The sequence below is a fragment of the Streptomyces sp. NPDC030143 genome, from assembly GCF_055573695.1.
The window spans coordinates 339,920-354,670 of sequence record NZ_JBVIAY010000003.1 but is presented as its reverse complement, the minus strand read 5'-3'; the positions used below and the strand labels follow the sequence as shown (position 1 = coordinate 354,670).

Below are 14,751 nucleotides of genomic sequence, written 5' to 3'. Positions count from 1 at the left end.
CCGGAACCCGCCGGTGGGTGGGGCGGGTGCGCGCGAGGCTGGACACATGGCCACCACCACGTACGCGCGCCCCGTCGCGCCCGCCGCCCTGAAGGAGCTGCGCGTCGCCGACGACGCCGGCCGCCCCGCCGTCCCCTTCACCGACGCCGAGGGCGGCGCCCCGCTGCGCTGCTGTCTGCGCCACAGCGAGCCGGGGGAGCGGATCGCCCTCGTCGCGTACGCGCCCCTGCGCCGCTGGGCGGCCGGCACGGGCGCCGACCCCGGCGCCTACGACGAGCAGGGTCCCGTCTTCGTCCACGCCGGCCCCTGCCCGGGCCCGGCCGACGACACCTTGCCCTTCACGGCGAGCCGCCGCACGGTCCGCCGCTACTCCGCCGAGGGCCGCATCCTGGGCGGCCGCCTCGTCGAGGAGCCCTCGGCCGAGGAGTTCGAGGAGGCCTTCCGGGAGGCGTTCGACGACCCGGCCGTGGCGCTCGTCCACGTCCGGGCCGTCGAGTACGGCTGCTTCCTCTACGAGGTCCGCAGGGAGGATCTCGCCGGGAACCGGGCGCCGGCGCGGCGAGAGGGCGCGCCGGGCGCCGTGGGTGCCGTGCGGGGCTTTCGATACGCCCCCTAGCCCTTCAGCTCGGCCGCCACCAGCTCCGCGATCTGCACCGCGTTCAGCGCCGCGCCCTTGCGGAGGTTGTCGTTGGAGATGAACAGGGCGAGGCCGTTGTCCACGGTCTCGTCCCTGCGGATGCGGCCCACGTAGGACGGGTCCTTGCCGGCCGCCTGGAGCGGGGTCGGGATGTCGGTGAGGACGACGCCCGCCGCCTCCGACAGCAGCTCGGTCGCGCGCTCGGGGCTGATCGGGCGGGCGAACCGGGCGTTGACCTGGAGGGAGTGGCCGGAGAAGACCGGGACGCGCACACAGGTGCCGGAGACCTTCAGGTCGGGGATCTCCAGGATCTTGCGGGACTCGTTGCGGAGCTTCTGCTCCTCGTCGGTCTCGTGCGTGCCGTCGTCGACGAGGTTGCCGGCGAGGGGGAGCACGTTGAAGGCGATGGGCCGCTTGTAGACCTGCGGCTCGGGGAAGTCGATCGCCTCGCCGTCGTGGGTGAGCCTGTCGGCCTCGGCGACGACCTTCTGCGCCTGGCCGTGCAGCTCCGCGACGCCCGCGAGGCCCGACCCGGACACGGCCTGGTAGGTGGCGACGACGAGGGCCTCCAGGCCCGCCTCGGCGTGCAGCACCTTCAGGACCGGCATCGCGGCCATGGTCGTGCAGTTCGGGTTGGCGATGATGCCCTTGGGGCGGTTCGCGACGGCGTGCGGGTTGACCTCGGACACCACCAGCGGCACCTCGGGGTCCCTGCGCCACGCCGACGAGTTGTCGATCACGACCGGGCCCTGGGCGGCCACCTTCTCGGCCAGCGCCCGGGAGGTCGCGCCGCCCGCCGAGAACAGCACGATGTCCAGGCCGCTGTAGTCGGCGATCGCGGCGTCCTCCACCGTCACGCCGTCCAGGACCGTCCCCGCGGAGCGGGCGGAGGCGAACAGGCGCAGCTCGGTGACCGGGAAGTTGCGCTCCTTGAGGATGCTGCGCATGACCGTGCCGACCTGACCGGTGGCTCCGACGATTCCGACCCTCACGGCGACTCCCTGTGTCTCGTTACGTACGCACTGCCTGGCCGAGGCCTTTCCATCATGCGGCCGACCCCTGGCAACCTGTCCAATTCTTTGGGTGCCATGCCCGAGGTGTGGGACGCCACGTTGTGACAGCCGGTTGCGGAACTGCCGCCCGCACCCCCGCTGAGCTGGAGAAATTCGTCCGGTGGCGGCCCTCGGCCGCAAGCTGTGCTGCCGTGCGCGGCGGTGTGACGTACACCTCTGAACGATTTCCGGCTGTGGTGCCGAACGTTTTCGCGCGCCACGACGTCCTAGGAGAAACGCGGCGAGGGGAGGGGTGGCCGTGCTGCGCAGAACGGTCCGCCGCGCCCAGGGGGACGGCCACGACGATCCTCTGGACGCGGCGCAGGAACGACGGGTGCGGGCGGTGCTCGCGCTCGGCGGGGTGCCGCAGGCGGACCTGCCGGACGGGGTGCAGCAGGTCCGTCTGCGGCTGCTGGAGCGCGCGGCGAGGGGCCACGAGGCGCCGCGTGATGTCTCCGCGTGGGCGGCGGTCGTCGCCTCCAACCTCGCCATGGACTGGCACCGCGCCAAGCGCCGCCAGGAACGCCTGGGCGAGCGGCTGGCCTCGCTGCGCCAGCACGAGCACCCCTCCGGCGAGGAGACCAGCGTGCTCTCCGTCGCCGTGGCCCGGGGCCTGGACGAGCTGCCCGACGCCCAGCGCCAGGTCGTCGTCCTGCGGTTCTACGCCGACCTGCCGGTGCGCTCGATCGCCGAGGAGCTCGGCGTCCCCGAGGGCACGGTCAAGAGCCGCCTGCACACGGCGGTCCGGGCCCTGCGCGCCCGCCTGCACGAGGACGAGGTGGTGTGACATGCCCGCCGGACACGAGGAACACGAGACGCACGACGGCCACGGCGCGTACGACGGCATGGACCCGCTGATGGCCGTGCTCTCCGACGCACCCCTGTCCCGGGAGGCCCGCGCCGACCCCGCCTACCTGGCCGGGCACCGCGCGGCGGCGGCCGACCTGGCACTGCTGCGCGAACAGCTCGGTGTCGTCGCGAACGCCCTGACGGCCCGGCCCGCCGGCGAGGAACCCGCCCCCGTGCGGCGGTCGCGGCCGGCCCGGCGCCGTCTGCGCCCGCTCGCCCTGCGGACCGTCGGGGTGGCCGCCGCCGGTGCCCTGGTCGCCGGGGCCGGCTGGCTGGCCGTCCAGGTGGGGCAGCAGGTGTCCGGTGGCGGGGACTCCGGCGCCTCCGACAAGAGCGCGGCCGACGAGCGGGCGTCGGCGACGAACCCGGAGACAGGCGCGGGCGCCGACGCGACCAGTCCGCTCGCCGACCCCGGGTACCTGGCCTGCGTCGGACTCGTCGTCGAGGGCGAGGTGACGGGCGTCGACCCGGTGTCCGGCAGCGCGCGGGAGCGGATCACCCTGCACGTCACCCGCGCCTACAAGCCGCAGCGGCCCGCGGAGCCCGACGTCTCCCTCGTCCTGGAGGAGGGCGCGGACCCGCGGGTGGCCGAGGGCGACCGGGTCCTGGTCGCGCTGGCGCGGGGCGCGTCCGCCCCGGACGTGTGGGCGGTCGGCGAGCGGGAGATCGCCGCCGAACGGGCGGCCCTGGCCGGGGCGCTGCCGCAGGCGCAGGGCACGGCCTGCGGGGAATGAGGAAGGGGCGGGCGTCCGCCGTCCGGACGCCCGCCCCCCACCCGGGGCACCTGGGTGCTACGGGGTGACCTTCTGGATGGCCACGCTGCCGACGCCCGCGACCGTGCCGCGCGCGTTCACCAGCTGGACCTGGCCGAAGAAGGACCGGCCCTCGGGAGCGGGGGCCGCGGCCGTGACGGTCGCGGAGACCGACGTCGAGGCGCCCGTGGCCAGCTTCACCGGCGTCGAACCGTCGACGGAGACGGTGCCGAGCGAGGACGAGAAGAACACGTCCTGGTAGTCGTACGCGGTGGTGCCGGCCGGAACCGCGTAGCCGACGACCTCGATGGTGTAGGTGCCGGCGGCCGGCTTCGGGATGGAGACCGACTCCTCCGAGTCACCGTCGGCGGACTGCGCGACCTGGGCGCCGTTCGCGTCGTAGACCGTCAGGTCCAGGTCGGCGGAGGCGTCGGAGACCTTGCCGATGGCGACGTCCAGCGACGTGGCGCCCGCGGGCACCTCGACCGTGGTGGTCTGCGTCTCCTGGTCCTTGATGGTCGGCCGGGCCGTCTTGGCCGAGCCGAGCGGGCCGCCCGCCAGCTTGCCGTCGACGGCGGCGAAGTTGTTCGTCACCTTCCAGGAGACGGCGGCCGGCTGTCCGACCTTCGCCTCGGGCACGGTCACGGTCTCCGGGTCGAAGGCCGCGCCGAACACGGTGACGTCCAGCTTGTAGGGGTTGTCGAGCAGCGGCGAGGTACGGCGCGACTCGACCTCGATCTCCCAGACGCCGGGCTGCGGGTCGAGGTACGACCGCGCGTCGGGCCGGCAGCCGTTGCCGTCGAGGTAGTTGTTGTAGCACTTGGTCGTGGCGCTGTCCTCGACGGCGACACCGTACGGGTGGAGGGAGATGAACCGGGTCTGGCTCTTGTCCTTCAGCCCGCCGATCGCGACCTCGAGCGACTTGGCGCCCTCGGGCACGGTCACGAAGTAGTGCTGCGAGCTGTTGCGCTGCACGGTGTTCTTCGCGGTGAACGTGTACGCCACCGGGGTGGAGACGACGACCGTGTTGAGGACCTGCTTGTCGACGCCCTCGGTCTTCGGGTCGTCCACCTCGAGGATGACGCTCTTGATGCCCGCGGACTTCGGCGCGGCCTGGACCTTGACGGTCACCGGCTTGTTCAGCGGCAGCTTCACCTCGTTCGGGCCGAGGATGCGGAAGGTGCCGGCCGCGTTGTTCTTCAGGCGCAGCTTGTGACGGACGTCCTTGTCGGCGCCGGACGTACGGGTGACGGTCACGTCGTACGTCTTCTTCTGACCGGCCTTCAGGCCGCCCTCGCGGTCGTAGACGCCGGTGCCGAAGCCCGGGGTCTTCAGGGCGAAGTCGAGCGCGGTGTCGACCGGGGCCTTGACCGTGTAGTCGTGGGCGGTGGCGCCGTCGACGATGGCGTCCCAGGCGGCCACGATGTCCATCGCGCCCGCGCCCTCCTCGTAGGCCTGCACGTCCTTGATGTGCTTGGCGGTCGAGGTGAGCGCCGTGCGCAGGGTGGCGGGCGTCAGCGCGATGCGCTTCTGCTTGGCGGCGCTCAGCAGCAGCGCGGAGGCACCGGCGGCCTGCGGGGAGGACATCGAGGTGCCCTGGAGCATGGCGTAGCCGGCCGGCAGGGTGTAGCCCGCCTCGGCGATCGGGGCGCCCGGCAGCCAGGTCTGGATCGTGTTGATCGCGGCACCCGGGGCGACCAGGGTCGGCGTGAAGCCGCCGTCCTCACGCGGGCCGCGCGAGGAGAAGGGCAGCAGCGCGTACTTCTTCTTCACCGCGGAGCCGTAGTTGGCGGCCCAGGTCTCCTTGGAGATGGCCGCGCCGACGGAGATGACCTTGTCGGCCAGGCCGGGGTCGCCGATGGTGTTGGCGCCGGGGCCCTCGTTGCCCGCGGAGATGACGAGCTGGACGCCGTAGGTGTCGATGAGGCGCGTGTACAGCTCGGCGCGCGCGTTGTTGCCGTCGTTCAGGCCGGGCAGACCGCCGATCGACATGTTGACGATGTCGACGCCGCGGTTGGCGACGAGGTCGATCATGCCCTCGGTGAGCGCGACGTTGGAGCAGCCGGGGCCGAACTCGCAGGCGCGGGAGGAGACGATCTTCGCGCCGGGCGCGGCGCCGTCCATCCGGCCGCCGAACAGGCCGTTGGCGGCGGTGATGCCGGCGACGTGCGTGCCGTGCTCGCTGGAGATGAGGCCGATGTTGGCGAAGTCGGCCTTCTTGCCGACCCAGTCGCCGCCCAGCGGGTCCATCGGGACGTCCTTGCGGATCTCCACGACGAACGGCTGCCGCTCGGCGACGTCGGTCGCCGGGTCGTCGGTGCCGAAGTACCCGATCTGGAAGCCGTTCTTGTACGGCTTCATGGCGGTGTCGTCCGTGAAGTCGCCGTTGGCGTTGACGTCGACGGTGACCGTGCCGGCCGCGGCGTCGTAGAGCACCCCCCAGACGTCGGTGGTGTCGCCGTCACGGTTGACGTCGCCCTGGGCGTCGCCCTCCGCGGTGGCCGACTCGCGGAACAGGTTGATGGAGTAGGCGCCCGCGGGCGCGGTCCAGGTGCGGCCGCCGTAGCTGAAGCTGGGCCCGGCCACCGAGTTCACCATCGCGCGCCAGCTGGCGTCGCCGTCGGTGAGCGGGTCGGTCGAGGTCACCCAGTCGACGATCTTGCGCTCGCCGGTGGTGGTCTTCTGCAGCGCGGGGTGCGCGAGGTCCACGCCGGAGTCGAGGACGCCGATGGTGATGCCGCGGCCGTCCGCCTTCGGGTGGTCCTCGACGAACTCCACGGCGCCCGTCTCGAAGGACGGGTTGTACGGGTTCTCGGCGGGGGTCCTGCGGTTGGGTGCCGGGTAGGTCTTCGCCGCGGCGGCGGCGCCGGCGCCCTTCGCGGTGTCCGCGCTCGGCGTCGGGTCGTCGAGGATGATCTCCTTGCGCAGGTCGATCGCGTGCACCGAGGACAGCTTGGCGGCGGCGGCGATCGCCGAGTCGGCCTTGGCGGTCGGGACGGTGGCGCGGACGTAGCCGAGCTTGTCGTAGGAGCGGCCCACGGAACCGCCCTTGACCGCGTCCAGCTCCTCGGCGACCTGCTCCGTCTGGCCCGGAGCGGTCGCGACCATCAGCGTGACGTTCTTCTCGCCCGCGGCCTTGGCGTCGGCGAGGAGGTCGGCGTCCTCGGAACCGAGCTTGTCGGCGGCGGACTTCACGCCCGGGTCGGCGGCGGCCGGGGCCTGGTCGGCCGCGAAGACCATCGGTATCGGCCCGGCCGCGGACAGCGCGGCCACCAGACCCGCGGCAACGGCTATGCGGGCCGCTCGTCTTGCGCCCGGTATCGGTTCGCGCTGGGGGGTGTGGGTCATCGGCATCCCTTGTTGGTAAAGGAACGAGCATCACGCGACCCGGCCGTTCCTGCCTGATCGCGAGCGTCCGGAATGTGAACCCGGACGACCGCACAGCTTTACCCAAGGGACGGATGTTTGGAGATAGTTGACCGAATCGATATGGATGTATGGGGAAAACCCGCGATGGACGAACAGGGCACGAGGGGACACCGGGGAGGAATACGACCACAGGGCCCCCGAACCCCATACGCGCACCAAGCCACCCGGTCTTTTTCCTGACGGCCGGGCCGGAACGGGTTAACGTCCTTGGGTGCGGAAGAAGTTGAGGGTGGCGGCCTACGCCGTCTGCGTCCAGGACGACCGGATTCTGCTGGCCCGTTCGCCCGGCCCCGACGGCACCCCGGAGTGGGTGCTGCCCGGCGGTGGCATGGAGCACGGCGAGGATCCCCACGACACCGTCGTGCGGGAACTGGAGGAGGAGAGCGGCTACCGGATCGAGGTGACCGGCCTGCTCGGCATGGACACCTCTCACCGCACCTTGCCCCGCGAGGGCCTGCGCGGCCCCGTCGACCACCACAGTCTGCGGATCGTCTACGAGGGCAGGGTCGTCGGCGGTGAACTGCGCAACGAGGTCGGCGGCTCCACCGACCTGGCCGCCTGGCACAACCTGTCCGCCGTACCCGCCCTCACCCGGGTGCGGCTGATCGACGTGGCGCTGCGCCTGTGGCGGGAGCGGCCGGTGAACGGGCGGGTGGGTGTGGCGCCGGAAGGCTGAGCGGCCGAAGGGCGGGCGGGTGAACCGGCGGCGGAAGGCTGCGCGGTTGGTGGGCTGATGGGTGGGCCTGCGGCGGAAGGCTGTGCGGCTGGTGGGCTGGTGGGTGGGCCTGCGTTGGAAGGCTGCGGCGCGGGGTGGCCGTGGCGTCACCCGGCCGAAGGGCGCGGCGTACGAGGAGGGGCCGCCGGGCGGACAGCCCGCGGCCCCTCCTCTCCCCTCCTGATCCCGCCCCGGGCCCGCCGGCCGCGGACTACCGGGGCAGCACCACGACGTACGCGGCCGGGTCGCGGTCCCCGGACGCCATCAGCGCCGTCCGCACCACCGTCGCCTGCTGCTCCATGAAGTCCCGCAGCTTCTTCGGCGTGATGTACACGACCGTGATGCCCAGCCGCTCCAGGTGCTCGCGTTTGCGGGCGTACTCCGACCACAGGGCGTCGTCGTCCTGGCGGGGCACGCGGGTGTCCAGCTCCACCGCCACCGCCTGCTCCGGCCAGTAGGCGTCCAGTCCGCCGAGATGAGGGCCGCCGGGCAGCCGGAGGTCCACGTTCCACACCGGGTCCGGCAGACCGTACTCGCGGACCATCGTGTACAGGCGGTCCTCCGTGATCGCCCGGCCCTCGGCGAGCAGGGAGTCCACGGCGTCCACCACGTGCGGCCGGGTCAGCAGCTTCGCCTGGTTCAGCTCCCGCACCACCGACGCCGGATCGCAGTGCCCGCCGCGTACCGCCTCCGACAACAGCCGCCGGACCGTCCCCGCGTCCGTCAGCCGCGCCACCGCGTCGGCCAGCGCGCGCGGCACCGGCGCCACCGGGACGCCCGTCGCCTGCTCGGGGTCCGGCAGCACCGCGGTGCGAACGACGTGCGCGCAGCCCGCGGAGCGCAGCCGGCGCAGCCGGGGGACCAGGACGTCGATCCGCTCCAGGGTGAGCAGCGCGGGCGAGGAGCTGAACCCGTGCAGGGTCAGCGCCGCGAGGCCCGTGATCATCGCGTCCACGTACACCGGCCGGTGCGGCTGCCCGGCGCCCGGCTGGACCGGCACGCCGGACGTCGACACCTCGCGGGCCGCGTACAGCAGCACCGCGTGCAGCCGCTCCTCGCTGGTCGGCGGTCCCGGGTGGAGCAGGAACACGCCCGGGAGGATCTGCTGCCAGGGCCCGCCGGGACGGCACTGCTCGCCAGTCTCGGCGGGCGAGACGCCGTGCGAGCGCAGCTGGGCGGCGGTCATGACGCGGCGCTGCACGTCCGAGAGGTGGCACACCGGGCGGGGGGAGGCCGGGGGGAGCGGGGTGTTGTGGTTCATGCTCCCGGCATTCCCGCCCCCGCTCCGCCCTTTAACCGCTGTTACACGCCCGTCGACAAATCCGGACAAGCTCGTCCTAAAGGACGGGTGTTCGGATGCCGAGTAGGGCCGAAACCCCCTGGTCCACCAGGTCGAAGCCGGGGGTTACGGTTCCGCCTGACCGAATTTCGTAACGGTCACCGACGGCAGAATCCCTGGCCAAAGCTGCCCGCCGAGGGCGCCCGCCCCCCGAGCGACCCGCCCGGCGTCCGCCCGAACGGCCCGCCGGCGGCGCCCGCCGACGAGCCTGCCCAAGGTGTCCGCCGACGACGCACGCGGACGACGCATGCCGAAGGCGTCCGCCGGAGAGGGCGTCCGGAGCGGTCAGCCGGCCTCGGCCCGCGCGTCACACGCCTGTCCGCGCAGCCCGCGCGCCAGGTCGTCCCACGCCTCCAGCACCAGCCGACGCAGCGCCGGCGGCGCCGAGTCGTGGGCCGCCAGCCACACGTCCGTCGCCACCAGGGTGGCCGGGGAGTCCTGGAGGGCGGGGTACAGCCCCTTGACGACGTTCATCGCGATCTGGATGGAACGCTCGGACCAGATGTGGGCGATCGAATCGAAGTACTTCTCGGCGTACGGTGCGAGCAGCTCCCGCTGCGAGGGCTGGTTGAAGCCCGCGATCGTCGCCTCCACCAGGGCGTTGGACAGCACGTCGGACTCCACCAGCTGGGCCCACGCCTGCGCCTTGACCGCCGCCGAGGGGCGGGCGGCGAGACAGCGGACCTGGTGGCGCTTGCCGGACGCCGTGTCGTCACGGGCCAGTTCTGCCGCCAGGGCGGCCTCGTCCGCGAAGCCGTGGGCCGCCAACGGCTCCAGGAACGCCCAGCGCAGCTCCTGGTCCACCTCCAGGCCGTCGACCTTCGCCGTGCCGTCCAGCAGGCCCTGGAGCAGCTCGAAGTCGGAGGCGGAGGACGCCGTCGACGCGAAGAAACGCGCCCACGCCAGCTGGTGCTCGCTGCCCGGCGCGGCCGCCCGCAGCTCCTTCAGCGCGCCCTCGGCCAGCAGTCGCTCGCCGGTCGCGCGCAGGGGCGGCGCCACGTAGTGCACCAGCGCCGACTCCGCCCACGCGTGCAGCATCTGCACCACGCCGATGTCCGACTCGCGGCCGCCGAACCGCAGCACCAGACCGATGAAGTCCCGCGCCGGCAGCAGCGCGTCCCGGGTGAGGTTCCACAGCGCCGACCAGCACAGGGCGCGGGCCAGCGGGTCGGTGAGGTCGCCCAGGTGCCCGCGCAGCGTGTCCAGTGACGTCTCGTCGAAGCGGATCTTGCAGTACGTCAGGTCCTCGTCGTTGACCAGGACCAGCTCCGGCGCCTCCCGGCCCGCCAGCTCCGTCACCACCGTCCGCGGGCCGTCGACGTCCGCCTCCACGCGCGCGTAACGCACCAGACGGCCCTGCTCCCGGCGGTACAGCCCGATCGCCACCCGGTGAGGCCGCAGCTCGGGGTGCTCCTCCGGCGCCTCCTGGAGCACCGTCAGCTCGCTGATGCGGCCCGCCGGGTCCAGCAGCACCTGCGGGGTCAGCGCGTTCACCCCGGCCGTCTGGAGCCAGGAGCGGGCCCACGCCGCCATGTCCCGCCCGCTGGTCTCGCCGAGCACCGACAGCAGGTCGCCGAGGCGCGTGTTGCCGTACGCGTGCCGCTTGAAGTAGCGCCGGGCGCCCTCCAGGAACGCGTCCTGACCGACGTAGGCCACCAGCTGCTTCAGCACCGACGCGCCCTTGGCGTAGGTGATGCCGTCGAAGTTGAGCTTGGCGTCCTGCAGGTCGCGGATGTCGGCGGTGACCGGATGAGTGGAGGGCAGCTGGTCGGCGCGGTAGGCCCACGCCTTGCGCCGGTTGGCGAAGGTGATCCAGCCGTCCGTGAAGCGGGTCGCGCCGACCAGCGCGAAGGAGCCCATGAAGTCGGCGAAGGACTCCTTCAGCCACAGGTCGTCCCACCACCGCATGGTGACCAGGTCGCCGAACCACATGTGCGCCATCTCGTGCAGGATCACGTTGGCCCGCGCCTCGTACGACGCCTGCGTCACCCTGCCCCGGAAGATGTACTCCTCCCGGAAGGTCACCAGGCCCGGGTTCTCCATCGCCCCCAGGTTGTACTCGGGCACGAACGCCTGGTCGTACTTGCCGAAGGGGTAGGGGTAGTCGAAGTGGTCGTGGAAGAAGTCCAGGCCCTGCTTGGTGACCAGGAAGACGTCGTCGGAGTCGAAGTGGGGGGCCAGCCCCCTGCGGCACAGCGCGCCCAGCGGGATCTCCAGCCGGGTGCCGTCCTCGAGCACCCGCTCGTAGGAGTCCGTGACGTAGTGGTACGGCCCCGCGACCACGCACGTGATGTACGTCGAGATGGGCTTCGTCTCCGCGAAGCGCCACACCCCGTCGGCGCGCTCGCCCACTCCGTTGCTCCACACGACCCACTCCTCGGGCGCCCGCACCTCGAACCGGAAGGGCGCCTTGAGGTCGGGCTGCTCGAAGTTGGCGAAGACCCGGCGCGAGTCGGCCGGCTCGTACTGGGTGTAGAGGTAGACCTCGCCGTCCTCGGGGTCGACGAAGCGGTGCAGGCCCTCGCCGGTACGGGAGTAGGCGCACTGCGCGTCGACGACCAGCTCGTTCTCCGCGGCCAGGTCCTCCAGCAGGACCCGCGCGCCGTCGAAGACCTGACCGGGGTCCAGATCACGGCCGTTGAGGGTGACCGCGGTCACCCTCGGCGCGACGAGGTCCGCGAAGCTCGACGCGCCCGGCTCGTTGCAGCGGAACCGGATCGTGGTGACCGAGCGGAAGGTGCGCGGACCCTCCCCGTCCCACTCGTCCATCGCCGACCGCACGTCGAGGGACACGTCGTACCCGTCGACGGACAGCAGGGCGGCCCGCTCCCGGGCCTCGTCGCGGGACAGGTTCTCACCGGGCACGGGCGCTTCTCCCTCAGAGGTGGTCGATACGGCTGATCAGGACCGATCCTGCCACGCGCACCTGACACAGACCGTCGGGAATGGGGTGGGCGGGGTCGGTGTTGCCCGGGGAAACACCGCGTTCCGAGGAGACCCATGTCCGAGACCGCCACCGCCGGCAAGACTCCCGTCGACTTCTGGTTCGACCCGCTGTGCCCCTGGGCCTGGATGACCTCCCGTTGGGTCCTGGAGGTCGAGAAGGTCCGGAACATCGAGGTCCGCTGGCACGTGATGAGCCTCGCCGTCCTCAACGAGGACAAGATCGACGAGCTCCCGGAGGAGTACCGGGAGATGCTCGAGACGCACGCCTGGAAGCCGGTGCGCGTGGTGACCGCCGCCTGGCAGAAGCACGGCGCCGACGTCCTCGGCCCGCTCTACACCGCGCTCGGCACCCGCTTCCACAACAACGGCGAGGGCCCGACCCTGGAGGCCATCGCCGGCGCGCTCGCGGACGCCGGCCTGCCCGCCGACCTCGTCGACTACGCCGAGCAGAAGGACTTCGAGTTCGAGGCCGAGCTGCGCGCCTCCCACAAGGAGGGCATCGACAAGGTCGGCCAGGACGTCGGTACCCCGGTCATCGCCGTGCCCGGCCCCGACGGTGAGCAGCTGGCCTTCTTCGGACCCGTCGTCACCCCCGCCCCGAAGGGCGAGGAGGCGGCCCGCCTGTGGGACGGCACCCTCGCGGTCGCCTCCGTGCCGGGCTTCTACGAGATCAAGCGCACCCGCACCAAGGGCCCCGACTTCAGCAACCTGTAGCCGGCGCCCGGGCAGCACCCTGTCGATGACCTGTCAGAGCTCCTCCGGCAGGGTGGCGCCCACCTTCCAGTTGTCCTTGCGCTGCACCCGGCGGCAGCCGTCCTTCGCGCAGCGCTGGTAGGCCGCCGCCACGAAGACCTCGTTCTTGCGCAGCGTCGGCCGCAGCACCTCCTCGGCCGCCGCGCTCTCCGCCCCGCTCACCAGGTTCCGGAAGTCCTGCATGGTGTCGTCGCAGTTCGGGCACCGCACATACGCCATCAACGCCTCCTCGGTGGACGACCTCGGCCGCCGACGGCACCGGACGACGCGCCGTGCGGGCCGGGAAGGCGTCCATGATGCCCCCGGCCGGCCGCCACGGCTCCCGCCACGCGCGCACGAACCCGTGAAACGGCCTGATCGGTGAGTGGGAGCGGCCGACCGGACGTATCCGCCCCAACGGCAGACGGCAGACGGCAGACGGCCGGCAGAGGGTTCGCCGCCGCCGGTCCGCGGCGGCCCGCGGCGTTCCGGTCGGACCAGGTCGGGCACCCCGGGTCTTCGCCCGGCCGGACGGCGGTGCCCGGGTGACATCCGTGGGGAGGGATCGGACACGGCGCTCGTGTCGTTCCCCGCGCCCCGCGCCCCGCGCCCATGCCCAGCGCCCCGCGCCCCGTAGACCATCCGTGCCCCACGACGTCGCCCCGCCGGGCTGCTTCCGCGGCCACCCCTACGGCGCCCACCACGCGAGTGTCCGCTCGGCGGCGCTCCGTTCCTTCGGTGCCGGCCGGGACGAGTGCCCGCCGGGCTGCTTCCGCGGCCGGTCCGTTCTCGTCGGCATCGGCCGGCGGGACGGACCGGCGAATCCCCCACGTGATGCCACGTGGGGGATTCGCCGGGGAAGCGGGGCCGCTCAGGCCCTCGCGCGCGTGCGCTGCCAGGCGTAGCCGACGGCCGCCAGGGCCAGCGTCATCCCGCCCGTCGAGTACAGCTGCACCCGCGTGTCGGGCTCCCGCGCCATCAGCACGAACACCGTCACCATCCCGGCCAGCGCGATCCACGTCAGCACCGGGAACGCCCACATCCGCACGACCAGCCTCTCGGGCGCCTCGCGCTCCAGCCGGCCGCGCAGCCGCAGCTGCGACACGGCGATGAAGATCCAGACGACCAGGATGACCGCGCCGATCATGTTCAGCAGCCAGGGGAAGACGTCGTCCGGCCGCCAGTAGCTGAGCAGGACGCACACGAAGCCGAAGGCGCAGGACGCGAGGACCGCGATCCTCGGGACGCCGCCCGACACCCGGCCCAGCGCCTTCGGACCCTGCCCGCGCTCCACCAGCGAGTAGGCGATGCGCGAGGAGCCGTAGATGTTGGCGTTCATCGCCGACAGCAGCGCGGCCAGGACGACCACGTTCATCAGCTGGCCGGCGCCCGGGATGCCGAGCTGGTCGAGGGCGGCGACGTACGGGCCCTTCGCCACGACCTCCTCGGAGTTCCAGGGGACGAGGGTGACGATGACCGCCATCGAGCCGATGTAGAACAGCGCGATGCGCCACATCGCCGTGCGCACGGCGCTCGCCACCCCGCGCACCGGGTCCTGCGACTCGGCCGCCGCGATGGTGACGGTCTCCAGACCGCCGTAGGCGAACACCGAGGCGAGGAGCCCGACGACCAGGCCCTCGCCGCCGTTGGGCAGGAAGTCGGTCAGGTGCGAGGCGCCGGGGGAGTCGGTGCCGGGCAGCAGCCCGGCGATCGCCAGCACGCCCAGGACGAGGAACAGGGTGATCGCGCCGACCTTCAGTGCCGCGAACCAGAACTCGAACTCGCCGAAGTTCTTCACCGCGGCCAGGTTCGCCCCGCAGAAGACCACCATGAACAGCGCCACCCACGCCCACTCGGGCGTGCCCGGCAGCCAGCCGGTGACGATCTTCGCGGCGCCGATGCCCTCCAGGCCGACGGCCGTGCAGAGCAGCACCCAGAAGGACCAGCCCGCGGTGAAGCCCGCCCACGGTCCGATCGCCCGCTCGGCGTGCGCCGAGAACGAGCCCGACGACGGGTACGCGGCCGACATCTCGCCCAGCATCCGCATCACCAGCATCACGAGGACACCGGAGAGGGCGTAGGCGAGGACGATCGACGGGCCGGCGGCGGCGATGCCCGCCCCGGAGCCGACGAACAGGCCCGCGCCGATGACGCCGCCGAGGGCGATCATCGACAGATGGCGCTGCTTGAGACCGTGGGACAGGGTGGCGTCCGGCTCCCGGGGAGCCTGGGCGGTGGTGCTGGGCATGGGCGCGGCTCGTCCAATGCGTAGAGGGCAAAAACGTCCACAGTCTGGGCGG

The 14,751-nt window shown here is 72.5% G+C and carries 11 protein-coding genes; 5 read left to right on the top strand and 6 right to left on the bottom strand.

Annotated features, from left to right (window positions below):
* Positions 1–46 precede the first annotated feature (46 nt).
* A complete protein-coding gene (locus ACZ4YY_RS07715; protein ID WP_468284898.1) occupies positions 47–616 on the top strand; it encodes a DUF1203 domain-containing protein in 570 nt (189 codons plus the stop codon).
* On the opposite strand, the gene ACZ4YY_RS07710 is transcribed toward ACZ4YY_RS07715, so the two are convergent.
* Entirely contained in the window at positions 613–1,629 is a 1,017-nt protein-coding gene (locus tag ACZ4YY_RS07710; RefSeq protein WP_468284895.1) for an aspartate-semialdehyde dehydrogenase, read from the bottom strand. The two genes, ACZ4YY_RS07715 and ACZ4YY_RS07710, sit on opposite strands and share 4 nt — an antisense overlap.
* A gap of 313 nt (positions 1,630–1,942) precedes the next feature.
* On the opposite strand from ACZ4YY_RS07710, the gene ACZ4YY_RS07705 reads away from it, so the two are divergent.
* Positions 1,943–2,476, top strand: a complete 534-nt coding sequence (locus ACZ4YY_RS07705) for a sigma-70 family RNA polymerase sigma factor (RefSeq protein ID WP_468284892.1) — start codon at positions 1,943–1,945, stop codon at positions 2,474–2,476.
* Between the two features lies 1 nt (position 2,477).
* Entirely contained in the window at positions 2,478–3,272 is a 795-nt protein-coding gene (locus tag ACZ4YY_RS07700; RefSeq protein WP_468284889.1) for a hypothetical protein, read from the top strand.
* Between the two features lie 57 nt (positions 3,273–3,329).
* Here the strand turns inward: ACZ4YY_RS07700 and ACZ4YY_RS07695 are convergent, their stop codons facing one another.
* Complete coding sequence (locus ACZ4YY_RS07695) at positions 3,330–6,638, bottom strand: S8 family serine peptidase (RefSeq protein ID WP_468284886.1); 3,309 nt, start codon at positions 6,636–6,638, stop codon at positions 3,330–3,332.
* Positions 6,639–6,930: 292 nt separating this feature from the next.
* Here ACZ4YY_RS07695 and ACZ4YY_RS07690 point away from each other — a divergent pair, with 292 nt between their 5' ends.
* Entirely contained in the window at positions 6,931–7,395 is a 465-nt protein-coding gene (locus ACZ4YY_RS07690; RefSeq protein ID WP_468284883.1) for an NUDIX hydrolase, read from the top strand.
* Positions 7,396–7,645: 250 nt separating this feature from the next.
* Here the strand turns inward: ACZ4YY_RS07690 and ACZ4YY_RS07685 are convergent, their stop codons facing one another.
* The gene (locus ACZ4YY_RS07685; RefSeq protein WP_468284881.1) at positions 7,646–8,695 is read right to left on the bottom strand and encodes a hypothetical protein; all 1,050 of its coding nucleotides are present in this window, start codon (positions 8,693–8,695) and stop codon (positions 7,646–7,648) included.
* A gap of 363 nt (positions 8,696–9,058) precedes the next feature.
* Complete coding sequence (gene pepN / locus ACZ4YY_RS07680; RefSeq protein ID WP_468284879.1) at positions 9,059–11,638, bottom strand: aminopeptidase N; 2,580 nt, start codon at positions 11,636–11,638, stop codon at positions 9,059–9,061.
* A gap of 135 nt (positions 11,639–11,773) precedes the next feature.
* Here pepN and ACZ4YY_RS07675 point away from each other — a divergent pair, with 135 nt between their 5' ends.
* A complete protein-coding gene (locus ACZ4YY_RS07675; protein ID WP_468284877.1) occupies positions 11,774–12,433 on the top strand; it encodes a mycothiol-dependent nitroreductase Rv2466c family protein in 660 nt (219 codons plus the stop codon).
* Between the two features lie 33 nt (positions 12,434–12,466).
* Here the strand turns inward: ACZ4YY_RS07675 and ACZ4YY_RS07670 are convergent, their stop codons facing one another.
* Positions 12,467–12,691: a hypothetical protein gene (locus ACZ4YY_RS07670; protein ID WP_468284875.1), complete on the bottom strand. Its 225-nt coding sequence runs from the start codon at positions 12,689–12,691 to the stop codon at positions 12,467–12,469.
* Between the two features lie 631 nt (positions 12,692–13,322).
* Positions 13,323–14,699: an amino acid permease gene (locus ACZ4YY_RS07665; protein ID WP_468284873.1), complete on the bottom strand. Its 1,377-nt coding sequence runs from the start codon at positions 14,697–14,699 to the stop codon at positions 13,323–13,325.
* Positions 14,700–14,751 lie beyond the last annotated feature (52 nt).

What these genes read in the sequence shown, in the direction of transcription:
- ACZ4YY_RS07715 (WP_468284898.1), top strand. Translation starts at nt 47, where the DNA reads ATGGCCACCACCACGTACGCGCGCCCCGTCGCGCCCGCCGCCCTGAAG.
- ACZ4YY_RS07700 (WP_468284889.1), top strand. Translation starts at nt 2,478, where the DNA reads ATGCCCGCCGGACACGAGGAACACGAGACGCACGACGGCCACGGCGCG.
- ACZ4YY_RS07695 (WP_468284886.1), bottom strand. Translation starts at nt 6,638, where the DNA reads ATGACCCACACCCCCCAGCGCGAACCGATACCGGGCGCAAGACGAGCG.
- ACZ4YY_RS07685 (WP_468284881.1), bottom strand. Translation starts at nt 8,695, where the DNA reads ATGAACCACAACACCCCGCTCCCCCCGGCCTCCCCCCGCCCGGTGTGC.
- ACZ4YY_RS07675 (WP_468284877.1), top strand. Translation starts at nt 11,774, where the DNA reads ATGTCCGAGACCGCCACCGCCGGCAAGACTCCCGTCGACTTCTGGTTC.
- ACZ4YY_RS07670 (WP_468284875.1), bottom strand. Translation starts at nt 12,691, where the DNA reads ATGGCGTATGTGCGGTGCCCGAACTGCGACGACACCATGCAGGACTTC.
- ACZ4YY_RS07665 (WP_468284873.1), bottom strand. Translation starts at nt 14,699, where the DNA reads ATGCCCAGCACCACCGCCCAGGCTCCCCGGGAGCCGGACGCCACCCTG.